The sequence below is a fragment of the Embleya sp. NBC_00896 genome (assembly GCF_045207785.1).
Classification (GTDB): Bacteria; Actinomycetota; Actinomycetes; order Streptomycetales; family Streptomycetaceae; genus Embleya.
On the sequence record NZ_CP108776.1, the window covers coordinates 3,965,651 to 3,989,152 of the forward strand.

Annotated in this window: 18 protein-coding genes, 1 tRNA gene, 3 rRNA genes and 1 pseudogene; 10 read left to right on the top strand and 13 right to left on the bottom strand. The window is 66.8% G+C overall.

Annotation, left to right across the window (positions count from 1 at the left end; translation table 11 throughout):
- Positions 1-10: 10 nt before the first annotated feature.
- The 4 genes from OG928_RS18055 to OG928_RS18070 all read right to left on the bottom strand — a co-directional run bounded on the left by OG928_RS18055 (position 11) and on the right by OG928_RS18070 (position 2,961).
- Complete coding sequence (locus OG928_RS18055; protein ID WP_406284888.1) at positions 11-880, bottom strand: spermidine synthase; 870 nt, start codon at positions 878-880, stop codon at positions 11-13.
- 78 nt (positions 881-958) lie between these two features.
- On the bottom strand, positions 959-2,005 hold the full coding sequence (locus OG928_RS18060; RefSeq protein WP_406284889.1) for a 5'/3'-nucleotidase SurE: 1,047 nt from the start codon (positions 2,003-2,005) through the stop codon (positions 959-961).
- Between the two features lie 131 nt (positions 2,006-2,136).
- The gene (locus OG928_RS18065) at positions 2,137-2,589 is read right to left on the bottom strand and encodes a hypothetical protein (protein WP_406284890.1); all 453 of its coding nucleotides are present in this window, start codon (positions 2,587-2,589) and stop codon (positions 2,137-2,139) included.
- Positions 2,590-2,691: 102 nt separating this feature from the next.
- Positions 2,692-2,961, bottom strand: coding sequence for a hypothetical protein (locus OG928_RS18070; protein ID WP_406284891.1), 270 nt, complete (start codon positions 2,959-2,961; stop codon positions 2,692-2,694).
- A gap of 874 nt (positions 2,962-3,835) precedes the next feature.
- Between OG928_RS18070 and OG928_RS18075 the strand changes: the two genes are divergently transcribed.
- The 4 genes from OG928_RS18075 to OG928_RS18090 all read left to right on the top strand — a co-directional run bounded on the left by OG928_RS18075 (position 3,836) and on the right by OG928_RS18090 (position 9,334).
- Positions 3,836-5,359, top strand: a 16S ribosomal RNA gene (locus OG928_RS18075).
- A gap of 344 nt (positions 5,360-5,703) precedes the next feature.
- Positions 5,704-8,831, top strand: a 23S ribosomal RNA gene (locus OG928_RS18080).
- Positions 8,832-8,960: 129 nt separating this feature from the next.
- A 5S ribosomal RNA gene (rrf, locus tag OG928_RS18085) occupies positions 8,961-9,077 on the top strand.
- Together the 16S, 23S and 5S rRNA genes form the textbook arrangement of a ribosomal RNA operon.
- A 74-nt stretch (positions 9,078-9,151) precedes the next feature.
- Positions 9,152-9,334: a hypothetical protein gene (locus OG928_RS18090; protein WP_406284892.1), complete on the top strand. Its 183-nt coding sequence runs from the start codon at positions 9,152-9,154 to the stop codon at positions 9,332-9,334.
- Positions 9,335-9,410: 76 nt separating this feature from the next.
- On the opposite strand, the gene OG928_RS18095 is transcribed toward OG928_RS18090, so the two are convergent.
- Positions 9,411-11,153, bottom strand: a complete 1,743-nt coding sequence (locus OG928_RS18095) for a protein phosphatase 2C domain-containing protein (RefSeq protein WP_406284893.1) — start codon at positions 11,151-11,153, stop codon at positions 9,411-9,413.
- Positions 11,154-11,699: 546 nt separating this feature from the next.
- On the opposite strand from OG928_RS18095, the gene OG928_RS18100 reads away from it, so the two are divergent.
- Positions 11,700-12,860, top strand: coding sequence for a tyrosine-protein phosphatase (locus OG928_RS18100; RefSeq protein ID WP_406284894.1), 1,161 nt, complete (start codon positions 11,700-11,702; stop codon positions 12,858-12,860).
- Between the two features lie 136 nt (positions 12,861-12,996).
- Here OG928_RS18100 and OG928_RS18105 read toward each other — a convergent pair whose 3' ends face one another.
- From OG928_RS18105 to upp, 4 genes are all read right to left on the bottom strand, one after another.
- On the bottom strand, positions 12,997-13,872 hold the full coding sequence (locus OG928_RS18105; RefSeq protein WP_406284895.1) for a SigB/SigF/SigG family RNA polymerase sigma factor: 876 nt from the start codon (positions 13,870-13,872) through the stop codon (positions 12,997-12,999).
- A 228-nt stretch (positions 13,873-14,100) separates the two neighbouring features.
- Positions 14,101-14,520, bottom strand: coding sequence for a PH domain-containing protein (locus OG928_RS18110; RefSeq protein WP_406284897.1), 420 nt, complete (start codon positions 14,518-14,520; stop codon positions 14,101-14,103).
- 122 nt (positions 14,521-14,642) lie between these two features.
- Positions 14,643-14,810, bottom strand: coding sequence for a hypothetical protein (locus tag OG928_RS18115; protein WP_406284899.1), 168 nt, complete (start codon positions 14,808-14,810; stop codon positions 14,643-14,645).
- Between the two features lie 311 nt (positions 14,811-15,121).
- Positions 15,122-15,763, bottom strand: a complete 642-nt coding sequence (gene upp, locus OG928_RS18120; RefSeq protein WP_406284901.1) for a uracil phosphoribosyltransferase — start codon at positions 15,761-15,763, stop codon at positions 15,122-15,124.
- Positions 15,764-16,028: 265 nt separating this feature from the next.
- Between upp and OG928_RS18125 the strand changes: the two genes are divergently transcribed.
- The 4 genes from OG928_RS18125 (at position 16,029) to OG928_RS18140 (ending at position 17,443) form a co-directional block, all read left to right on the top strand.
- Positions 16,029-16,217 carry a hypothetical protein gene (locus tag OG928_RS18125; protein WP_026219506.1) on the top strand — a complete coding sequence of 63 codons (189 nt, stop codon included), beginning with the start codon at positions 16,029-16,031 and terminating at the stop codon, positions 16,215-16,217.
- A 101-nt stretch (positions 16,218-16,318) separates the two neighbouring features.
- Positions 16,319-16,810 (top strand): tRNA adenosine deaminase-associated protein, encoded by a 492-nt coding sequence (locus tag OG928_RS18130; RefSeq protein ID WP_406284904.1) that lies wholly within the window; start codon positions 16,319-16,321, stop codon positions 16,808-16,810.
- Between the two features lie 17 nt (positions 16,811-16,827).
- Positions 16,828-17,346, top strand: a complete 519-nt coding sequence (gene tadA, locus OG928_RS18135; protein ID WP_406284907.1) for a tRNA adenosine(34) deaminase TadA — start codon at positions 16,828-16,830, stop codon at positions 17,344-17,346.
- Positions 17,347-17,356: 10 nt separating this feature from the next.
- Positions 17,357-17,443 (top strand) — tRNA-Ser (locus OG928_RS18140).
- Between the two features lie 127 nt (positions 17,444-17,570).
- On the opposite strand, the gene OG928_RS18145 is transcribed toward OG928_RS18140, so the two are convergent.
- A complete protein-coding gene (locus OG928_RS18145; RefSeq protein WP_406284909.1) occupies positions 17,571-18,083 on the bottom strand; it encodes a LytR C-terminal domain-containing protein in 513 nt (170 codons plus the stop codon).
- A gap of 232 nt (positions 18,084-18,315) precedes the next feature.
- Positions 18,316-18,612, bottom strand: coding sequence for a type II toxin-antitoxin system VapB family antitoxin (locus tag OG928_RS18150; protein ID WP_020556786.1), 297 nt, complete (start codon positions 18,610-18,612; stop codon positions 18,316-18,318).
- A 170-nt stretch (positions 18,613-18,782) separates the two neighbouring features.
- On the opposite strand from OG928_RS18150, the pseudogene OG928_RS18155 reads away from it, so the two are divergent.
- Positions 18,783-19,945, top strand: a pseudogene (locus OG928_RS18155) (helicase HerA-like domain-containing protein).
- A 17-nt stretch (positions 19,946-19,962) separates the two neighbouring features.
- Here the strand turns inward: OG928_RS18155 and OG928_RS18160 are convergent.
- Positions 19,963-21,834: an AAA family ATPase gene (locus tag OG928_RS18160; protein WP_406284912.1), complete on the bottom strand. Its 1,872-nt coding sequence runs from the start codon at positions 21,832-21,834 to the stop codon at positions 19,963-19,965.
- Positions 21,835-21,890: 56 nt separating this feature from the next.
- A complete protein-coding gene (locus OG928_RS18165; RefSeq protein WP_406284914.1) occupies positions 21,891-23,303 on the bottom strand; it encodes a DUF2201 family putative metallopeptidase in 1,413 nt (470 codons plus the stop codon).
- Positions 23,304-23,502 lie beyond the last annotated feature (199 nt).

The window sequence follows — 23,502 nt, forward strand, 5'->3', positions numbered from 1 at the left end:
TGGTGCGGCTCTAGTTCCTGCCGAATGTGTGTGCGGGCGGCGCGGGCGACGGGACCGCCTCGGCATCGTGTACGACGGCCGCGCCGCCGGGGAAGTCGGCCAGCGCGGGGCCGTGCTCGACCCGGCCGGGGAACGGGTCGGAAGCGGTCCGCCGGGCCAGCTCCGCGGTCGGCAGCTCGCCGTGCGAGGCCACGAGCACGACGTTGCCGAATCGGCGCCCGCGCAGGATTGCCGGATCGGCGATCAACAGCAGGTTCGGGAACACCGAGCGCACGGTCGCGACCTGCGACCGGACGAAGTCGAGCCGCCCACCGTCGGCGAGGTTCACCGCGTACACGCCACCGGGTACCAGCGTGCGGGCCGCCTCCACGACGAATTCGGCCGAGGTCAGGTGCGCGGGGACGCGGGAATCGGCGAACACGTCGACCACGACCAGGTCGAACCCCGCGTCGGGGGCCTTCGCCGCCACCTCGCGCGCGTCGCCGGTGCGGACCCGGACCTGCCAGTTCTTCTCCAGCGGCAACTCGCGGCGGACGAACTCCACGAGAGCACCGTCGAGCTCCGCGACCTGCTGCCGCGACCGCGGCCGGGTGGCGGCCACGTAGCGCGCGAGCGTGAGCCCGCCGCCGCCGAGGTGGAAGACCCGCAGCGGCTTGCCCGGGTCCTCGATCAGGTCCACGACGTGGCCGAGCCGGCGGACGTACTCGAACTCCAGCCACGTCGGGTCGCCCAGATCCACGTGCGACTGCGGCGCGCCGTGCAGGCGCAGCGTCCAGGCCCCGGCCCGGTCCGGGTCGGGTTCGAGCTCGACGCTGCCGGAGCCCACCTCGGCGCGGATCGGCTCGGGGGCGCGACCGCGCCGGCGCTGCTTGTCTGCCATGGGGCAAGTATCGAGGGGTGGGTCTCGTCGATCCCCCCGCGGATCGACGAGGCCCACCCGTCAGGCTCGCTCGATGGCTCAGGAGCCGGTCTTGACGAACCGCTCCAGGCGGTTGTCCGCGCTGCCCTGGAAGGTGCGGTCACCGGTCGCGGCGGTGATGGTGATGTTGCCCTTGTTCAGCTCGGTCCAGTCGGCACTGCGCTTGGTCTCCGGACGGCAGAAGGTGCCCGGGGTCTTGCAGTCGCCCTGGCCGATCGAGAAGGTGTCGCCCTTGGGCGTGTACTGGACGGCGACCACGGTCTCGGTGCCGATCTCGGTCCACACCGGCTTGCCCGGCTTCTTGCCTGGGACGACGTTGGGGAAGTTGATGTTGACGACGTACTCGTCGGACAGCACCCGGCGGTCCTTGAGCCGCGACACGTAGGACGGCAGGAAGTCCGCGAAGGCGCGGTAGGTCTCCGGGGTCACCTTGAACGTCGCCATGTCGAAGCCGCCGCTGAGCGCGATGGCCGGCTTGCCGTTGTCGATCGCGGCGATGGCCGCGCCCAGGGTGCCGGAGTCGTTGGTGACCGAGGCGACGTTGGGGCCCGAGTTGATGCCGGTGAGCACCAGGTCGGGACCGTCCTTCCAGCCGACCTTGGCGGCGAGACCGCCGCGAAGCGCGAGCCGCACGGTGTCGACGGGGGTCGCGCTCGGAGTCGTCGGACCGCACGGGGCGTCGCCCTTGCAGACGCCGTAGACGACGCCCTTGCTCGGTGCCTTGGCGCAGTCGCCCTCGAAACCGGCCGGGAGGGCGGTCCGCTGGGACACGGTGAGCGCGCCGCCGCCGGTGGCCGCGGTGCCGAACCCGCTCATGTACTGCCACGGCGCCATGACCACGACATCCGCGCCGGCGGCGCACAGCGCGCGCCGGACCTCATAGATGCCGCGGCCGTCCGCTCCGTCGGCCTTGGCGTTCTGCATCGAGTCGTCGTTGCTCAGGAGGATCCTCATCCCGGCGACGGACGGACGGTCGGTGTCGCCGTGGCCGGGCGTGGCGTCGGCGCTGCCGGTCATGGCCAGGAGCAGGGCGCCGACACCGATGGCTGCGGGCAGGGCAGCGAAACGCTTCTTCTGAAGCTTCATGGTTCCTCGACTCGACTTCGTACCAAACACGGAGGAATCGACGAACAGATGTTCAAGACTTGAACACTCGTCACCGATCCCGGGTGCGAGTGAACGTAGAAGGTAAACCTATTGAGTAAAAGGTTTGAGACCTAAGCGTTACCAATGAGCCGAAGGCGGGGACTCTCCGTAGGCGGAAGGGCACGCCACGAGCAGCTCTCGGCGGCGAAGAAGCACTGCGATCGGCCGACGACGTCGCCGGCGTCGACGGGCTCGTAGGCACCGGGTCCGTCGACGGGGTCGAAGTCCAGATAGAAGAGGTCGCCGTACGTCTCGTCGGTGAAGCGGGACAGCACCGGGTCGAAATAGAGCATTCCGGAGAATCCCTTGCCGTGCTCCACCCGGTAGTCCCGAAGTCCCGAAAGGGTGAATTCGACGGGAATCCACGGCCAGCCGTGTTCCCGGTCCCGGGCGTCGACCAGGACGCGTGCCGTGGCACCTCCCGGACTGAACGGGTCGTCGATGTGTACTCGGGTGACACACCCGTTCCCGAAATCGAACAAGCCCAGGAGATCGCCCAGGCTGTCCGGGGTGAGCAGCGACATGGGGCCCTCCGGTCGGCGGCGGTGCAGTTCGGTTTCTCTGCACCAATCATCGCGACTGGTGCGCCGCCACCGTACGGAAGTCTCGGGTCGGGCGGGTCGAGGTCAGACCCGGCCGACGAGGCGGGAGATCAGCGCACCGGCGGCGAGGTAGACCACCGCGGCCAGTCCGAAGTTCGCCGCGACCCGTGCCTTGACGTTGTCGGGAGTGAAGAGGTCCTTGGCCCAGCGGGTGAGCCACTCCGCCCAGTCGGCGATGGTCTCCACCGCGCCGTTGGTGGGGTTGGCCTCGAAGACGAACAGAACGATGTGCAAGACGATGATGACTGCGATCGCTGCGGCCACGACACTGACCACCGTCGCGATCGGGTTCACTCGCCGTGATGTAGAGGTCACCATGCCCGGAGTCTGCTCGCGTTCGAACACCTGAAACGGAGCCACCATGCGCCGGTTTGCGGTCGGCCCCGGGCCCCGGTAGGGTCCTCCAAGTTGCCCGACAGGGAGACCTGAGACAGATGCGAGCCTAGGAGCTTGCGCTGGCTGGTCCCGGGGTGACCATTCCGATCACATGAACCAGGTGTGGTGCGCACGCGCATCACACCGTCGTCCTGTGCACGGGTGTCCCCGGTGGATTGCCGGAACGCAAATTGCCCGCCGATTAGACGGTGCGAAATGCGATCCGCTAATGTTCGGGGCGTCGCAGAAAGCAACGGGAAGAACAAATTTCCGAAGCCGAAGCGGTGAGCGAAGCGGGTCGAAAGACCTGGTAAGCTCGAAGAGCCGGAAGCCAAGGAAACGAAAGTTTCGAAGGCCGAAAGCAAAGGGCGAAAAGCGGGTCGCAAGATCTGCTAGAGTCTGAAAGGCGGAAAGCGCGGAAACGCGCCGGACGCCGAAAGCGAGGAAAGCGAAGCGGCCGAAACGGTGTGCTAAGCTGGAGACGCGAAAGAGAAACAAAAGCAACACAAACTGAACGTTAAACGCCCGGAGGGCGCGGTTGATTCCGCACCGAAGGAAGCGTCCGTTCCTTGAGAACTCAACAGCGTGCCAAAAGTCAACGCCAAAGATACACCCCCGGCGCTGGAAGCCCCATCACAAGGTGGGTCGGACAGTGTTGGTGGTTCCTTTGAAGAAAATCCTGGGTTCCGTCAGTGGGCCCAGGTCACAGCAAGGACGCCGGCGACATACCCGGACTATTCCTCTGGGAGAGTCGCCGCTCACTTATTGTGTTCCACCGGATTACCGGTGAACATCAATGGAGAGTTTGATCCTGGCTCAGGACGAACGCTGGCGGCGTGCTTAACACATGCAAGTCGAACGCTGAAGCCCTTCGGGGTGGATGAGTGGCGAACGGGTGAGTAACACGTGGGCAACCTGCCCTGCACTCTGGGATAACTTCGGGAAACCGGAGCTAATACCGGATAACATCCTCCTCCGCATGGTGGGGGGTTGAAAGTTCCGGCGGTGCAGGATGGGCCCGCGGCCTATCAGCTTGTTGGTGGGGTAGTGGCCTACCAAGGCGACGACGGGTAGCCGGCCTGAGAGGGCGACCGGCCACACTGGGACTGAGACACGGCCCAGACTCCTACGGGAGGCAGCAGTGGGGAATATTGCGCAATGGGCGAAAGCCTGACGCAGCGACGCCGCGTGAGGGATGACGGCCTTCGGGTTGTAAACCTCTTTCAGCAGGGAAGAAGCGAAAGTGACGGTACCTGCAGAAGAAGCACCGGCTAACTACGTGCCAGCAGCCGCGGTAATACGTAGGGTGCGAGCGTTGTCCGGAATTATTGGGCGTAAAGAGCTCGTAGGCGGCCTGTCGCGTCGGATGTGAAAACTCGGGGCTTAACCCCGAGCCTGCATTCGATACGGGCAGGCTAGAGTTCGGCAGGGGAGACTGGAATTCCTGGTGTAGCGGTGAAATGCGCAGATATCAGGAGGAACACCGGTGGCGAAGGCGGGTCTCTGGGCCGATACTGACGCTGAGGAGCGAAAGCGTGGGGAGCGAACAGGATTAGATACCCTGGTAGTCCACGCCGTAAACGTTGGGAACTAGGTGTGGGCGACATTCCACGTCGTCCGTGCCGCAGCTAACGCATTAAGTTCCCCGCCTGGGGAGTACGGCCGCAAGGCTAAAACTCAAAGGAATTGACGGGGGCCCGCACAAGAGGCGGAGCATGTGGCTTAATTCGACGCAACGCGAAGAACCTTACCAAGGCTTGACATACACCGGAAACACCTGGAGACAGGTGCCCCTTTTGGTCGGTGTACAGGTGGTGCATGGCTGTCGTCAGCTCGTGTCGTGAGATGTTGGGTTAAGTCCCGCAACGAGCGCAACCCTCGTTCTGTGTTGCCAGCATGCCCTTCGGGGTGATGGGGACTCACAGGAGACTGCCGGGGTCAACTCGGAGGAAGGTGGGGACGACGTCAAGTCATCATGCCCCTTATGTCTTGGGCTGCACACGTGCTACAATGGCCGGTACAATGAGCTGCGATACCGCGAGGTGGAGCGAATCTCAAAAAGCCGGTCTCAGTTCGGATCGGGGTCTGCAACTCGACCCCGTGAAGTCGGAGTCTCTAGTAATCGCAGATCAGCATTGCTGCGGTGAATACGTTCCCGGGCCTTGTACACACCGCCCGTCACGTCACGAAAGTCGGTAACACCCGAAGCCGGTGGCCCAACTCGCAAGAGGGGGAGCCGTCGAAGGTGGGACCAGCGATTGGGACGAAGTCGTAACAAGGTAGCCGTACCGGAAGGTGCGGCTGGATCACCTCCTTTCTAAGGAGCACATAGCCGAATGTGACCATCTGTGTCACACGGTTGCTCATGGGTGGAACGTTGACTATTCGGTCCGTGACTGGACTCGAACCTGCAAGTACTGCTCTTCGGAGCGTGGAAACACAGGGTCGGGAAAGGGAGCGGGTCGGGCACGTTGTTGGGTCCTGAGGGAACGGGCCCGGCCCCACAGTCGTATGGCTGTTGGGGCTGGTCTGTTGTCTCGGGAAGGTTCCGATCCTCGGATGAATGGTGAACCACCGGACGGTTTGTTCCGGTAGGCCTGTTCGGATATTCGGTGGAATCGGTTGTTGTTTGAGAACTGCACAGTGGACGCGAGCATCTGTGGCCAAGTTGTTAAGGGCGCACGGTGGATGCCTAGGTACCAGGAACCGATGAAGGACGTGGGAGGCCGCGATAGGCCCCGGGGAGCTGTCAACCGAGCTGTGATCCGGGGGTGTCCGAATGGGGAAACCCGGCAGTCGTCATGGGCTGTCACCCGCACCTGAATATATAGGGTGTGTGGAGGGAACGCGGGGAAGTGAAACATCTCAGTACCCGCAGGAAGAGAAAACAACCGTGATTCCGAGAGTAGTGGCGAGCGAAATCGGATGAGGCTAAACCAGTCACGTGTGATACCCGGCAGGGGTTGCGTGGTTGGGGTCGTGGGAGTGTGCTTGATCGGTCTGCCGGCCGGTCGGCGAGTCAGAAACCGTATGTGTAGTCGAAGGACATGCGAAAGGTCCGGCGTAGAGGGTAAGACCCCCGTAGACGAAACATGTACGGCTTGCTTGCGCATTTCCCAAGTAGCACGGGGCCCGAGAAATCCCGTGTGAATCTGGCGGGACCACCCGCTAAGCCTAAATATTCCCTGGTGACCGATAGCGGACTAGTACCGTGAGGGAAAGGTGAAAAGTACCCCGGGAGGGGAGTGAAATAGTACCTGAAACCGTGTGCCTACAAGCCGTGGGAGCGTCGTCATCCGTGTTTACACGGGTGGCCGTGACTGCGTGCCTTTTGAAGAATGAGCCTGCGAGTTTGCGGTGTGTGGCGAGGTTAACCCGTGTGGGGAAGCCGTAGCGAAAGCGAGTCCGAACAGGGCGATTGAGTCGCGCGCCCAAGACCCGAAGCGGAGTGATCTAGCCATGGGCAGGGTGAAGCGCGGGTAAGACCGTGTGGAGGCCCGAACCCACCAGGGTTGAAAACCTGGGGGATGACCTGTGGTTAGGGGTGAAAGGCCAATCAAACTCCGTGATAGCTGGTTCTCCCCGAAATGCATTTAGGTGCAGCGTCGTGTGTTTCTTGCCGGAGGTAGAGCACTGGATTGTTGATGGGCCTCACCAGGTTACTGAGATAAGCCAAACTCCGAATGCCGGTAAGTGAGAGCGCGGCAGTGAGACTGCGGGGGATAAGCTCCGTGGTCGAGAGGGAAACAGCCCAGAGCACCGACTAAGGCCCCCAAGCGTGCGCTAAGTGGGAAAGGATGTGGAGTCGCACAGACAACCAGGAGGTTGGCTTAGAAGCAGCCACCCTTGAAAGAGTGCGTAATAGCTCACTGGTCAAGTGATTCCGCGCCGATAATGTAGCGGGGCTCAAGCGCACCGCCGAAGTCGTGTCATTCGTGCATACAGCCAAGCCTTCGTGGTTCAGGCGTACGGATGGGTAGGGGAGCGTCGTGCAGCGAGTGAAGTCGCGGTGGAAACCAGCGGTGGACGCTGCACGAGTGAGAATGCAGGCATGAGTAGCGAATCACACGTGAGAAACGTGTGCGCCGGATGACCAAGGGTTCCTGGGGCAGGCTAATCCGCCCAGGGTAAGTCGGGACCTAAGGCGAGGCCGACAGGCGTAGTCGATGGACAACGGGTTGATATTCCCGTACCCGCTACGATGCGCCAGCGCTGAACCTCGTGATGTTAAGGCCGTGAAGCCGCAGGGATCCTTCGGGTGAACTGTTTTGGTGGAGCCGCCGAACCAATCGGGTAGTAGGTGAGCGATGGGGTGACGCAGGAAGGTAGTCCAGCCCGGGCGGTGGTAGTCCCGGGGTAAGGGTGTAGGGCGAGAGATAGGCAAATCCGTCTCTCACATAGCCTGAGACCTGATGCCGACCCGATTGTGGGGAAGTGGATGATCCTATGCTGCCGAGAAAAGCCTCTAGCGAGTGTCGTGGCGGCCCGTACCCCAAACCGACTCAGGTGGTCAGGTAGAGAATACTAAGGCGTTCGGGTGAACTGTGGTTAAGGAACTCGGCAAAATGCCCCCGTAACTTCGGGAGAAGGGGGGCCATTGTTGGTGAGGAGACTTGCTCTCCGAGCTGGTGGTGGCCGCAGAGACCAGCGAGAAGCGACTGTTTACTAAAAACACAGGTCCGTGCGAAGTCGTAAGACGATGTATACGGACTGACGCCTGCCCGGTGCTGGAACGTTAAGGGGACCGGTTAGCTCTTCGGGGCGAGGCTGAGAACTTAAGCGCCAGTAAACGGCGGTGGTAACTATAACCATCCTAAGGTAGCGAAATTCCTTGTCGGGTAAGTTCCGACCTGCACGAATGGCGTAACGACTTCTCGACTGTCTCAACCACAGGCCCGGTGAAATTGCACTACGAGTAAAGATGCTCGTTTCGCGCAGCAGGACGGAAAGACCCCGGGACCTTTACTATAGTTTGATATTGGTGTTCGGTTCGGCTTGTGTAGGATAGGTGGGAGACTGTGAAGCGGACACGCCAGTGTCTGTGGAGTCGTCGTTGAAATACCACTCTGGTCGTGCTGGATGTCTAACCTGGGTCCGTGATCCGGATCAGGGACAGTGTCTGATGGGTAGTTTAACTGGGGCGGTTGCCTCCTAAAGGGTAACGGAGGCGCCCAAAGGTTCCCTCATCCTGGTTGGCAATCAGGTGTCGAGTGTAAGTGCACAAGGGAGCTTGACTGTGAGACCGACAGGTCGAGCAGGTGCGAAAGCAGGGACTAGTGATCCGGCGGTGGCTTGTGGAAGCGCCGTCGCTCAACGGATAAAAGGTACCCCGGGGATAACAGGCTGATCTTCCCCAAGAGTCCATATCGACGGGATGGTTTGGCACCTCGATGTCGGCTCGTCGCATCCTGGGGCTGGAGTAGGTCCCAAGGGTTGGGCTGTTCGCCCATTAAAGCGGTACGCGAGCTGGGTTTAGAACGTCGTGAGACAGTTCGGTCCCTATCCGCTGTGCGCGTAGGAGTCTTGAGAAGGGCTGTCCCTAGTACGAGAGGACCGGGACGGACGAACCTCTGGTGTGCCAGTTGTTCTGCCAAGGGCATGGCTGGTTGGCTACGTTCGGGAGGGATAACCGCTGAAAGCATCTAAGCGGGAAGCTTGCTTCGAGATGAGGACTCCCACCAACTTCGGTTGGGTAAGGCCCCCGAGAGACGATCGGGTTGATAGGCCGGGTGTGGAAGCCCTGTAAGGGGTGGAGCTGACCGGTACTAATAGGCCGAGGACTTGTCCTCAGTTGCTACGCGTCCACTGTGTGGTTCCCGAACCGCAATCGGTTTCGGGGAACCCGTTTGATAATTGAATCACCGCATGTGATTTCTGGTTCACCGATGTACCTGGTTGATTTTCAGGTTCGATGGTTTTCCGGTGGTCTTGGCGGAGAGGAAACGCCCGGTCTCATTCCGAACCCGGAAGCTAAGCTCTCCAGCGCCGATGGTACTGCACTCGAAGGGGTGTGGGAGAGTAGGACGCCGCCGGAATCTTCGTGTGAAAGGCCCGCCCCCGATAAAGGGGGCGGGCCTTTTGCGTTTTCGGGTGCGGTATGGTCTTGCGCATGCCTGACAACGAGATGGATCCCGCAGCCAGTACTCAGATGTTCCGGGCCTTTGTCGCCGAGGATCGCCCCGCGGCCCCCGGCGAGCCTGCCCGCCGCAGTACCCCACCGGTGCTGTTGATCGCCGGTGTCGTGGTCGCGATCATCGTGGTCGCGGCGGCCGTGCTCATCGCCGTCAGCTGACATACCGACGGGCGGGCCCCGAATGCTCGGCCCGCCCGCGGGTATGCGGCGAATTACCTTTCCAGCTGTTCCGTGGTCAGGCCGAGGGCCACAGCGCGACGACGCAACCGTCGTCCTCGCGCAGTCGAAGTCCCTCGTCCACATCGCGCAAATAGTCGAAGAGTGATGGCGGAGTACGCCAGTCCTCCGCGAGACGTGGTGCGAGCCCGGCCGTCGGTTGACCGAGCGCCTCGGCGAAGCCGCCGGTCATCATGACCAGGACGTCGGTCGGGCGCCACGTCGTCCGGCAGATCCGGAGTTGGTCGTCGCCGGCCTGGTCGGGAATCGCGGCCGGAGCCGCGTCCATCGACGTGTCCCGGATCCCCAGTGGGGCGCGCCAGCCGCCCTGGGCGAGCCGGAGCACGGTGCTGTCGCCGAGTACGGCCATGTCGACCCGGTCGTCCTCCAGCGGATCCGCGGCGGTGACCAGGATCGCCAGCCTGGTCGCCGGTTCCGAGCGGCCCAACTCGTGCGCGCGGTCGGCCGTCGCGGCGAGCCGGACGCGCAGGTCCTCCTCGACCTCGGTCTGTACGCCCGCCCAGTCCCAGTTCTCGTGCCGCTCGCGGGCCACCATCCTGGCCACCGTGCGGTAGGCGCTGCGCACCGCGATCTGGGCGGCGAGTTCGGAGGCGTGCGCGTTGTCGATGCCGTCGCAGACGATCGCGATCGTCCACCTGGAACTCGGGTCGGGCCCCACCGCGAAGCAGTTCTGGCGCGGCAGCCCCTGTTGCTGGTGCAGTTCGCCGCGGACGCCCGCGGCTCGGACGTTCAACCGCCCGAGCCGACCGCCGTCGACGACCATCCCGCCACCGTCGGCGAGCGCGGGTGGCGGCAGCATCCGCAGCATCCGACGCGGGACCTCGTCCACGGCGCCGTCGTCGGGCCCCGAGCGATACGGGGTGCGTGGAGCCGGCGGCACCGGGACGAACGTCGTTCCCGTCCCGCCGTCGTCGTCGGCCTCCCCGTCGCCGAGCCGGTCACGGCGCCGGTTCTCTGCCTGGTCGTCGACCGGTGCCGCGGCCTCGGTGGCCGAGGGTCGATCGGACTCCGCCGCGGGGGCGGGCCTGCGGTTGGGGATCGGCGGGTACGCGATGCGTCGTTCGGACGACGGAGTCGGGCCGGGGTCGAGCGGGTCGACCGGATCCATCGGGTCGGCGGGTTCGACGTCGTCGTCGAGCTCGGGCTGCCAACGCGTGGCCTCCTCGCGGCGTCCCGGGCGGGACGTGCCGCGTGTGGGGGGCAGGGTGCCGGGTGGTTCGCGGTGCAGCCGGTCCGGCGGCATCGTGTCGCCCGGAATGCTGTCCGACATCGGCGTGCCCGGCGACGGTGACGAGCCGAGCATGACGTCCTCCCAGTGTGACGATCCGGTCCGCCGGCGGGTACGTCCCGACGTCGGGGCCGGGGCGGCCTCGAAGTCGCCGTCGTAGTCCGCGTCCTGGTCCCGGCCGTAGTCGTACACCCCGGTGTCGGCCTCGTACGGATCGCGGCGGCCGAAGCCGGGCCGGCGGTCGTACGGATCCGGTTCGTCCTCCTCGGGCGGCGCGCCGAAGCCGAACCAGTTCGCGACGCGACGCGCGCGTCCGGACCGGCGACCGGCCTGATCCTGCGTCAAGTCGGGGAAACCGAGCGGACCTTCGACCTGTTCACCGTTGTGGTCGTATTCGGGGTCCTGACGTTCGCGGCCGGTCGGGCCGGGACGACGTGGATCCGGTGCTCGCGGGATGGGCTCGGCCGGCGAACCATCGCCGGGGGTGTGGCGCTTGCTGGTACCGTCCGGCACGGCTTCCTCCTTCGCGTCGGGCCGGCCGGCGAGCCGGTCCCGTCGTGTCGCCGGTGGGCGTACTTCCTACCACCTGTGCGACAGGTATCAACAGGTATAGCGTGCACGGCCCGTGCCCCGTGTGCGCACGCGCGCGCATTCGTCCCCACTTTGCGCCAAGCCCGCCCGACTGGCATGCGGATTGCGGACTCCTACCCGGAATCCCGGTGCGCGGTACCTATGTGACGGGCTATCAGGGAAACTCTCGAACGGTGTGTCGGCGTTCCCCACTCGGCGTGCCCGTGTGACGTCGGCCTCGATCCGCGCCGTCGAATCCCGAACTCGCGGGCCGATTCGACCCGTTCGTATACCCCTCGTGGGGGCGGTCGGTCCCGCGTGCGTGCGATCCGGGTCTCCGAGACGAGGGCCGCGTCTCTCCATACGGCACCGTCTGGAGTGTGCGGGTGGTGATCACTACAGTGGTCCCGCGCGTGGTGGCAACGACCGGTTGTTTTCCGGGTTCTTCCCACGTGCTCACGAACACTTCCTCCTCGGGAGCAGAACCGCATGCGCATACGCACCACCCGCCTCGCGACCATCGCCGTCATGGCGGCGCTCACGGTCGGCGGTACCGTCGCGGTCACCTCGGCCCAGGCGTCGGCCGACGCGGGCATCGCCGAGGCCAACGTCTCGGCACGCGGTGGCCTCGGCATCGTCAACAGCGCGTCGGCCGTGGCCAACCCCGACGGCACGTACACCATCTCCTGGACCGATCGCCGGCCCGGCCCGATGCACGTGTACGCCTCCACCGACGTGGATCGCTTCACCCAGCTCGTCGGCACCACCACCGGCGACTCCCTGACGGTGTCCGGCCTGGACCCGGCCAAGCGCTGGTATTTCAACGTCAGCCCGTCCGGCCCGTTCATCGGCGTCGTCACCGCCCCGCGCTCGCTCGGCCTCAAGAGCGCGCCGAACGCCCGGGACATCGGCGGCTACCGCACCGGCTGGGGCCTGACCGTCAAGTACGGCCAGGTGTTCCGTACCGACGCGCTCGGCAAGGCGACCGAGGCGGACGTCGCGCGGCTCGCGAACCTGGCCCCGGACGTGTCGGCGGACTTCCGTACCGACGTGGAGATCGCCCAGAACGGCGTCAACAAGGTCCCGGCCGGCACCCAGGTCAAGAACCTGCCGATCGCCGACGGCAACCTCACCAACATCACCAACGCCGCGGTCGGCAGCAAGGACCCGGTCAAGCAGCAGGAGCTGCTGGGCGACGGCAAGGCCGCGGCCGCCCTGGAGGCCATCTACAAGGGCTTCGTCGACGACCCGGCCCAGCGCGCGCAGTTCACCACCGTGCTCAAGGACATCGCGGACGGCAAGACCGTGATCTACAACTGCACGGCCGGAAAGGACCGCACCGGCTGGATGAGTGCGATCATCCTGAAGGCGGTGGGCGTCGACGACGCCACCGTCTACAGCGACTTCCTCGCCAGCAACGACAACCTGCGGGCCCGCAACGAGGCCACGAAGGCCGGTCTCCTGGCCGGTGGACTGATGCAGAACCCGAGCCTGATGGACCCGCTCCTGTACGTGCAGAAGTCGTACCTGGACACGGCGTTCGCCGCGGTCGAGAAGAAGTACGGCTCGTTCGACAACTACCTGCGCACGGGTCTGAACATCGACTCGATCACCAAGCTCAAGCTTCAGGCACAGCTGCTCACCTTCTGAGTCGAAGGTCGAGCGGCCCCGCCCGCCCGCTCGATCCGCTGCCCGGCAAGGCCCCTGACGCATCGTCAGGGGCCTTGCCGCGTTTGTCGGGCAGCGGGGCGCGGGAGCGGCGGGGCAGCGGGCCGATCGGGCCCGCTCAGGCCGACAGGTCGGCGCGCAGGCGAGCCAGCGCGCGGGCGAGCAGACGCGATACGTGCATCTGCGAGATGCCGAGCCGTTCGCCGATCTGCGACTGTGTCATGTTGCCGAAGAAGCGCAGCATGATGATCTGCCGGTCGCGCGGGCTCATCCGCGCCAGCAGCGGCCGCAGCGCCTCGCGGTACTCGACGCCGTCGAGTGCCTCGTCCTCCTGCCCGAGTCGGGCGATCAGCGCGTTGTCGCGGTCGTCGTCGAGGTCGTGCGCGTCCAGCGAGGCGGGCGAGTAGGCGTTGGCCGCCTCCATGCCCTCGAGGATCTCCTCGACCGTCAGGTTCAGGTGCTTCGCCAGCTCGACCACGGTCGGGGCGCGGTCGTACTTGTGGTTGAACTGCTCGGTGGCCTCGGCGAGCGCCAGGCGCAGCTCCTGGAGGCGGCGGGGGACCCGGACGCTCCACGAGGTGTCGCGGAAGAAGCGCTTGATCTCGCCGATGATGGTCGGCACCGCGTAGGTGGGGAACTCGACGCCGCGATGCGGGTCGAACCGGTCGATCGCCTTGATCAGGCCGATCGTGCCCACCTGCAGAACGTCCTCGTACTGATCCGTGCGGCTGCGGAAGCGGTTGGCCGCGAAGCGCACCAGGGGCAGGTTCAGCTCGACCAGGGTGCTGCGCACGTAAGCGTGCTCGGCGGAGCCCTCGACGACATCGGTGAGGCGCAGCAGGAGGGTCCGGGACAGCGTGCGCGTGTCCTGGGGGGTGTCGGTGCCGGAACCCCTGACCGCGCGGGCGCGGGGGATGCCGGTACGGCGCGCGGGCGCGGCCCGATTGGTGGTCGAGCCGGCCGTGCCCTCGTGGGAAGCATCTCGCAGCAGCACTGGAGAGCCCACCTCCTCGTCGGTCCTGGAGCGGAACCTGGCCGCTGCCGGCCATGGTGGAACGGCAGCCGTCGTTCGCTAGCCCCTTACCGGCGAGGGGAACCGCCCCAAACCCCTTGCGACATCACCGATTTGTCAGGTGATGCGGGTGTATCTAGCGTCATGTCGACAGTATGAAAGCCGCGAATCACCGCAAAGAAAATTCGAGGTTTTACCAGCCCTTTCGTATTACCCGCCAGTCGGGCCGAACAGCTGATCGCACACCTTGAGGTAGACGGCGTCCGGGCGGGGGACGAACTCGACTTCCTTGAGGGGCTGATCCTGCCCGGCGGACTCCATCACGAACATTCCGTGCCCGAGCAGTCGGCCGCCGAGCGTGCGTCGGTAGCTCATGTCGGTCACCTTGGTCAGCGGCATCATGTTGACCCGCTTGCCGATCAGACCGGTGGTCAGGATGACCCGCTTGTCGGTCACGATGAAGTAGTCGTTGCGCCAGGTAAGGATGTGCCGGCCGGCCCACAGCGCGAGCCCCGCTCCGATCGGCCACGCGCCGAAGTGCACGGCCCGGTTCTCGGCCGGGAAGTACGCCAGCATGATCCCGAGCAGGACGAGTCCGGCGGAGGCCGTCGCGAGTGGGCGCAGGATCATCGCCCAATGCCTGCGCACGGCTATCACGCAGGTCTCCGTCGGCAGCAGGTACCGACGTATCGCGTGGGGGTCGACACCGGAGCCGGTGACCGGCGCCGCCCCGACCCTTCGACGCGCGCGCCTCAGCTCGCGAGTCCGCTGATCTGGTCGCCGCACCATTTGGCGGCCGACGACATCGCCTGGAACCACTGCGCGACGAGGTCGGCGGCTTTCTCCGGCGTGGCGATGATCGTGTAGATGACGAAAACGACCAGGAGCAGCGACAGGATCTTCTTGGTCTGCGCCTGCATCTTCCCCGCCTCCCCGATTGAGCTATCGGGGAGAAACAATAGGGGAGAGGGAGCGGCCGCGGGGGGACCGGCCACTCTCTCTCCCCAGTGGGACCCCCGCCGGAGCAAAGGTGGGTCGTACCTTCGCAGCATCGGCAAACAGTCCCGAGCGTGCCTGCGGGGCTCCTGCCCAGCCCCGGGCACACTTCCAGCATGCGCCGAGGCCGGGCGCCCCGCATCCGGCGTTCGGCCTGTCGGGGAGGGTCCTTGGTCCCGCAAGGGGCCTGCGATCCGGATCGTTCCCGAACGGCTGTACACGCGAGGTGCGCGAGTTATCCGGCGGTGCCGTAGAGCCGGTCGCCGGCGTCGCCGAGGCCCGGGACGATGTAGCCGTGCTCGTTGAGCCGCTCGTCGATCGAGGCGGTCACGACGGTGACCTGGGCCTGGGTGTCCTTGAACGCGTCCTGCATCACCGCGACCCCCTCGGGGGCGGCGAGCAGGCAGATGGCGGTCACGTCGAGCGCGCCGCGCTCCAGGAGCAGCTTGGTCGCCGCGATGAGCGTGCCGCCGGTGGCGAGCATCGGGTCGAGCACGTACGCCTGCCGGCCGCTGAGGTCGTCGGGCATGCGCGTGGCGTACGTCGACGGCTCGAGGGTGTCCTCGTTGCGGATCATCCCGAGGAAGCCGACCTCGGCGGTCGGGAGCAGCCGCACCATGCCGTCGAGCATGCCCAGGCCGGCGCGCAGGATCGGCACCACGAGGGGGCGCGGGTAGGAGAGCTTGACGCCGGTGGTCTCGCTGACCGGCGTGCTGATGGCCACCGGGTCGACGCGCACCTGGCGGGTCGCCTCGTACGCGAGCAGCGTGACGAGTTCGTCGGCGAGCCTCCGGAAGGTCGGCGAGTCGGTGCGCCGGTCGCGCAGCGTGGAGAGTTTGTGGGCCACCAGAGGATGGTCGACGACGTGAATCCGCATGGTGCGACAGTAGCCGTTTGACCTGGGTGTCAGCCTTGCGGGGCTCCCGGGTTCGCGGTGTGTTCCGGCTGAATTGGTCGCTTCGTGCGCGGCTCGTGCGTGGCGCGGGCCGGTCGGTTCGGGGAATGTCGGGCGAATTGGGGTCGTTGGTCCAAAATGTGAGCGCACATCCGGCATGGGGTGCCCGCTCGATGACTGAGCCGGCGTGTCCCGGGAACTACAGCCACGTCGGTTTCGGCGGCCTTTCGAGTCCTGGGGCGTGGTGATGGAGAGTCGAGAACCTCGAACGACGGCGGCCGAGCGCCGCGAGGAGGAGGCGGCGCGTCGGCGTCGGCGCACCCTCTTCCTGCGCGAGTTGGCCGAGGCGCGCGAGCTTCGGGCCCGGATCCAGCCGCGGCGCGTGCGCAACGAGCGACTGCGGCAGATGATGCGGATGCGTACGTTCCGTTACTGAACTCGACCATTCTGCGATCGTCCAGGCGACCTTGTTCGGCAACGTGCGCCAATTCCCGTTGTCGTGGTCCGGTATCTGCCACGATGCGAGAGACAACGTCGATGCGAACGATCTTGGAGAGTCCCGTGGCGTACTTCGCCGCAGTGCTCGTACGTACAGACGAGCAGTGGGAGGCCCGTGAAGCCGATCTCGACGACGTCGAGGACTCGGTGGGGATGACCGCGCTGGCACGCGCGGCGGCGGTGGACGACGAGCCGGTGCTTCTGTTCGTCGAACAGGAGGACATGTGGTTCGCGATCGTCCGAGTGGACGGTGAGGAGGACCCGCGCATCTACGTCTCGGATGTGGCCGCGGTCGCTCGCAGCGCCTACGCGGACGCCCTGCTGACGGCCGACGTGCTGGACGGCCTGGAGGAGGACGACGAGGCCGTGCTGCCGCCCGGTCCCGCCGGTGACGAGACGGTGCTCGTGGACCTGGGGGTGTCGGCCCAGTTGCTGGCCGACCTCGCGGGCGAGGCGGGCCTGCCGGCGGACGCGATCGCGGTGATAGCGGAACGCCTGGGCTGCGCGGACGAGTTGGAGACGGTCCGCTGAGCGCGACGCCCCCACCGGTGCCCAGGCCCGTGTTCGACCCCGCGCTGAGCCGGTACGAGCCGGCCATGCGGCTCGCCTTGGCGGAGGCGGCACTGGCGGTCGGGACGGGCGATGTACCGGTGGGGTGCGTCGTGCTCGGTCCGGACGGCACGGTCGTGGGCCGCGGCCGCAACGAGCGCGAGGCGGCCGGCGACCCGACGGCGCACGCGGAGATCGTCGCCCTGCGCGAGGCCGCGAAGGCCCTCGGCGAGTGGCGCCTGTCCGGTTGCACGCTGGTCGTCACCCTGGAGCCCTGCACGATGTGCGCGGGCGCGATCGTGCTCGCCCGGGTGGACCGCGTGGTCTTCGGAGCCTGGGACGCCAAGGCGGGCGCCGCCGGCTCGCTGTCCGACGTACTGCGCGACCGCGGCCTCAACCACCGCCCGGAGGTCGTGGCGGGCGTCGCCGAAGCGGACTGCGCCGCGATCCTGCGCGACTTCTTCGAGCACACCCGCTCCCCGGAATCCGGTTACGAAGCACACCCCGACATCCGGTAAGCTCTCTCTCGGTAGCGTGTCCGAGTGGCCTAAGGAGCACGCCTCGAAAGCGTGTGAGGGTGCAAGCTCTCCGTGGGTTCAAATCCCACCGCTACCGCTCTTTTTTGTCGAAGGCGCCATCCCGTCGGGGTGGCGCCTTCGTCGTTTTCGGGTGTGGTGTGGGTGGCGGACGTGCCGCTGCCGCGCCCGTGGAGCGCGGGCGCGGCAGCGGTGGGGTCGTGCGGTCAGCAGCCCGCAGGGCGGCTCGGGGGCGGCGGCGGGGGCGGGGACAGGATCGCGGTGACCTGTTCTGGGGTGGCGAGGTCCGTCCAGGCATCGCCGATGACCAGGTCGACCGTCGAGTCGGTGCGCTGGTCTTCCTTGTTGGTGCTGCCCGCGACCTGGGCCGCGACGACCTTCGAGGGCGTGCTGCCCGGGAAGCCGTGGCGGATCTCGGCGGTCGCGGCGATCGGTTGGTTGAGCGGGTCGTTGGCGACCTTGCCGATCGTGAAGCCGCGGGCCTTGAGCGCGTCGGCGACGGTCTTGGCGAGGCCGGTGCGCTTGGTGGCGTTGTACACGTTCAGCGTGATCGTCGCGGGCTCGGGTAGTTGCGCCGCCGGTGCCGCCACCGGGGCACTGGCCGTCGGGGACGGGCAGGCCACGGCCTTGGTGCCCTCGTCGGATGTGAAGTGGTAGACGCCCCACCCGGCCGTGGCCAGCACAACGAGCCCGACCACGATCGCGATGACGATGGGCATCCGTCGCCTGCGCCGTGTCATTCGCGGATAGACCTTGCCAGTGATCTCATACTGGCCTCCCATGCCGCGGGGAGTGAGCATGCTCATCGACGCGCCCCTGTCCTCCTCCTGCACGGCATGGCCGTGGTCCCGGTCGCCATGGAGTCGAGATTAGCGCCGACCTGGCGGCTTGCGTATCCGGGCAGGGCCGTCCGCGCGACGACCACCTGAACGGGCCGCCGAGGTTGCGCGCTCAGCCGAGTTCGAGCACGCGCGCGTGCAGTACCTGACGTTGTTGGAGCGCGGCTCTGACCGCTCGATGCAGGCCGTCCTCGAGATAGAGGTCACCCTGCCACTTCACGACGTGCGCGAAGAGGTCGCCGTAGAACGTCGAGTCCTCGGCGAGCAACGTGTCGAGGTCGAGTTGTCGCTTCGTCGTGATGAGTTGGTCCAGACGCACGGGCCGCGGGGCGATGTCGGCCCATTGCCGGGCACCCGACCTCCCGTGGTCCGGGTACGGTTTGCCGTCACCGATCCGCTTGAAGATCACAGGCTCAGCCTACCGGGATCGAGGTCCCACAACCCCCACCCGGAGCCGATGCGAGGGACCCGGTGGGCGGATCGGGCTGCTTCGGATGGACGATCCGCGTGGGCAATCGGGATATTTATTGTCCTATCGGTGTATTCGCCTTCCGCATCCCGGTGACCGGAGGAGCGCGCATGACCGAGCAGGAAGACACGATCTCGGCGATTGCGGCCGGGTACGCCTTCACGGGACCCGCGCTCGATCTGGGTGCGGTCGTCGTCGAGGGCGTCGCGCACCCGAAGGCGCAGGTGCGTATTCCGCTCGCCGTGCTCAACCGGCACGGCCTCGTCGCGGGCGCGACCGGTACCGGAAAGACCAAGACGCTCCAGCTGATCGCGGAACAGCTGTCCGCGCAGGGCGTTCCGGTCTTCCTCGCCGACATCAAGGGCGACGTCTCGGGGGTCTCCGCGCCGGGCCGACCCGGCGACCGGGTCGCCGCCCGCGCCGCCGAGGTCGGCCAGGACTGGCGACCCGCCGGCTGCCCGGCCGAGTTCTACGCGCTCGGCGGGATCGGTACGGGCATCCCGGTGCGGGCCACCGTCACCGACTTCGGGCCGACTCTGCTGGCGAAGGTGCTCGACCTGAACGAGACGCAGGAGTCCTCGCTCGGGCTGATCTTTCACTTCGCCGACCGACGCGGACTCGAACTGGTCGACCTGAAGGACCTGCGGGCGGTCATCCAGTACCTGACGGACGATCAGGGCAAGGCGGAGCTCAAGCAGATCGGCGGGCTGTCCCCCGCGACCGCGGGCGTGATCCTGCGCGCCCTGGTGACGTTGGAGAACAGCGGCGGCGGCGCGTTCTTCGGCGAACCGGACTTCGACACGGCCGACCTGCTGCGGACCACCGCCGATGGGCACGGCATGGTCTCGATCCTCGAACTCGCGGCGGTACAGGACAAAAGGGCGCGCCCACGCCGGTCGCGTGGACCCGGTTGCGGGCGCCGCTGTCGCTGATGGCGCCGATCGAGCCCGAGGCGATGCGGGCGGCGGTGACCGGGTCGCCGCTGTTCGCGAAGTACGGCACGGCCGTCGACCGCGAGTCGGCGTTCGAGAAGCTGACGGCCGCTCAGGCGCCGCCGGCCGAACCGGCGGCGGCGGCGCCCGAACCCGAGTCCGCACCCGGGCGCGAGAAGGCCGGGCAGGCCGAACGGGCCGGGAAAGCCGGGAAGTCGCGCAGCGTCGTCGAGCAGGTGATGGGCAACTCCGCGGTGAAGTCCATGCTCCGCTCGGTGGGCGGCCAGATCGGCCGCGAGATCACCCGCGGCCTGTTCGGGACCGCGCGCCGCAAGCGCTGACCCGCCCCGGCGAGGCCCTACTTGCGCGGCATCTTCGCGAACGCCTCGATCCAGAACCGCTGCTTGTCCACCGACTGGCCGACCAGGTAGCTCGACCGCAGCTTGGGCGGCAGCCCGGCGAGCAACTGCGCCACGGTGTCCATGTGTTCGCGCAGCTGGGACAGCTCCGCGTTGGCCAGCACCTGGTGCACGACGTCGGTGTCGTCGGTCCCCTCGCCGGACTCCTCGTTGGCCGCGTCCAGTCGGCGCACCCAGTCGGCGAGGTTGGCCGAGATGTCCCCCAGGCCGGTGGCCGGATTCTCGGCGAATCGGGCCTCGAGGGCGTTGAGCGGAACCGGCGCGTACTCGCCGTCGCCGAGGTAGACCTTGGCCATCTCCAGCGGCAGGTCGCGCCCGTGCAGCTTGATCAGCCGCTCCAGGGTGCGCTTGGTGATCCACTCGCGGCCCTCGTCGTCGATGTCGTTCTTCCACCACTCCAGGACGGTCTCGGCGACCGGACCGTAGGTCGAGATCAGCCACTCGTTCGCGGGGATGTCCTCGGGGCGGATGGTCAACGACGCGGTGAAGCGGGTGGCCTGGGCGATGTTGTTGCGCGAGACGAGCATCTTGCGGCCGAGATGGTACGGCGGGTTCTGCAGCGCGATCTGGGCGCGCAGGCCGGGGATCGACCGGCCCGCGATCGACCACTCCTGGGTGACCTCCATGAGCTTGGCGAAGGTCGACTTGTCCTTGGGCCGGTTGTACTCGTCCCAGACGATGACCTTCGAGCCGGGATCGGTGAACTTGGCCGCGAGCAGGTTCTCCAGCGAGCCGTCCGGCGTCGGGACGGGGGCGCACAGGTCCTCGACGTTGGTCACCGGCAGCGAGAAGTAGATCGGCTCGTGGCCGAGTTCCTCGCGGACCACGTCGCGCACGACCTCCGTCTTGCCGCACCCGGGCGGGCCCTGGATGAGCACCGACCAGCGGCGGTGGATCGCCTCGCGGACGATCCGGCGGACCGCGTCGGGGCTCTGGTCGGGGTTGCGCACGTTCAGGCCCGCGGCGATCCGGTCGAGGATCTCGTCGGTGCGGTCGGGGCCGGGCGAGCCGTCCTTCTTGGCCTCGGTCAGCGCCAGGCGGTCGCCGTTGACCAGCGGCAGACCCCACACGAGCGGGAAACCGGCCAGCGCGCAGTCGATGATGTGCTCCAGCGTGCGCGGGGACACGAGCTGGCGCATCGACGGGGACAGGCTCGTCCACACCTGGAACACCGCGGTCAGGTCGGTGGTGGGGAAGCGCTCGGCGAGCTTGTGGCGCCACGCGGTGTCGGTCGCGGTGATCTTGACCGTGACCATGCGGTCCAGGATCGCGAGGTCGGTACGCCGGGTCGCGGTCTCGGCGAGCGACTCGTTGTCGGTGAGGAAGACGCCCACGCAACCGAGTTCGCGCAGGTCGTGCTCGCCGAGCGTCCAGTTGCAGGCGATCTGCATGAGTTGCGACTGGATCGTCTCGCCCGCCTGGAGCGCGTCGTCGATGAGCAGCACGAACCGTTTCCCGGGCCGCAGTTGACGCATGATCAGCTGACGCAGCACCAGTTCGCCGGTGCGCTTGTCCCGGACGGGCGCGTTGATGAGCAGGTCGTCGGGGGTGAGGTTGGCGGCCGGTACGAAGACCAGGACCGTGTCGTCGGACCGGTCGGGGATGTGGCTGAAGAACGTCGCCGTCTTGCCGATGCCGTGTTCGCCGAAGATCTGGCCGGTCTGGCCGAGGTCGATCATCGCGTCGATGAACTCCTCGAGCTTGGACACGCCCTTCCAGCCCTTCGGCCGCTCGGGGTAGGTGGCGGTGACCTTCCACTTGGGCTCGGCGGCGGGTCGGCCGGCGCGCGTGGTGTCAGCGGTGATCGTCATGGTTCCTTCCGGGTGCTGCCGCACGGCGTTCTTCGGAGGGCCCGGAGGGCCCGAGGTCAGTGGTCGCCGGTGACGACACGGTGGCAGTCCATGGGCGGGTCGTGGCGCTCGGGCCAGTCGTCCCCGCCCTCGGTGATCAGCCAGATCCACTTGTCGGGGTCGGCGGGCGTGATCGCGGGCGCGTAGCCGTCGGTGAGCATGACCACGGCGTCGACGGACTCCTCGAAGCGGCCCACTCCCTCGATCTCGAGCCGGCCCTCCACGTAGTCGGCGACGTTTTGGAAGTTCGTCCCGCCACCGCCCAGGACGCGCTCGCCGGGCTTGAACGGCATCACCGTGCCGTCGAAGCTCAGCCAGTGCGTCTCGACGCCGTCGGCCTTGCCGACCAGTTCGGTCAGCCAGTTCACCACCTGGTCGGGCATCGAACCGGAGGTGTCGTAGGCGATCACGACGACCTTGGTGCGCTCCAGACCGCGGCGCGCGAGCATCGGATCGTGGCCGAGCGCCGCGAGCAGCGCGCCACGCTTCTTCGGGTAGACGAGCCGTTCGCCCTCACGCAGCTTGGACGCGAGCACGTCCACGAGCCACTGCTGCCACCACTCGACGCGCCGCGTGCGCTGCGTCTCGCCGCGCAGGAAGCCCGCGCCGAGGTCGCCCCACAGCTTGGTCGCGCGATCGGTCGCGCCGTCGGTGCGCGAGAGCAGGTCGAGCAGCTCCTGGCGGGCCAGCCGCTCGCCGCGGCGCGCGGCGAGCAGGACGCTGCGCAGCACCTCGGAGGCCACCCGGTCCACCGTCTCGCCGTCGAGGCCGTCGCTCATTCCGGTGCCGTCGCCGAGGATCACGTGCACGCACAGCGGCGGCGGCACCGGCGGGTTCTTCATCCGCTTGAGCTCGGCGTAGACCGACGCGTCGGTGTCCACGAAGTCGTCGTAGGGCAGCGAATCCAGGCCCTGGCCCTTGAGGTCCTCGACGTAGGTGCGGTGGATCACGCGCGGGTCGATGCCGGTGCCGTCCTCGATGATCGCGCCGGTGTCCGGATCGGGGCGGCGCAGGATCGGCAGCGACGTGCGGCCGAGGCGGGTCATCGCGACGTGATTGATCGTCACCTCGGCGGCGAGCGTGAACACCGGGTCGGCGCGCAGCTCGGACTCCGCGAACAGGTGCCGCTGGATCAGGTGCCGGGCCTCGTGGAACAGCACGAACTTCACGCCGTCCAGGCCGAGATCGCAGAAGAACTGTGGGTTGTACAGGAGCAGGCAGGTGCCGTCGCCCGAGGCCATCACCGCGGCGGTGTCGATGGCCGTGGTCGGAATGTGGTGGTGGCACTTGGTGTACAGCCACGAGGCGATCACCGACAACTCCATGCCGAAGTCGAGGAGTGCCTCTTCCTTGAGCTTGCGGGCTCGCGCGATCACGTCGTCGTCGGCCGGTCGCCAGGCCTCCAGCGCCCGACGGTCCGTCAGGCTCACGACCGGTGCTCTCGGGGCACGTTCGCCATATGCCACGTCCGTCACCTCCCCTCGGTGTCGTTCGATGATCCCAGTGCCGACCGACACCCGCTCGGGTGGTCCCGGACGTCTCCGCCGCCTCGCCCGTCGGTTCGATTCCACATTGTGTGCCGCCCCGGTGTCCCGGGTCAGCGGGTTTTCCCGCGATGCTTCGCGCAGT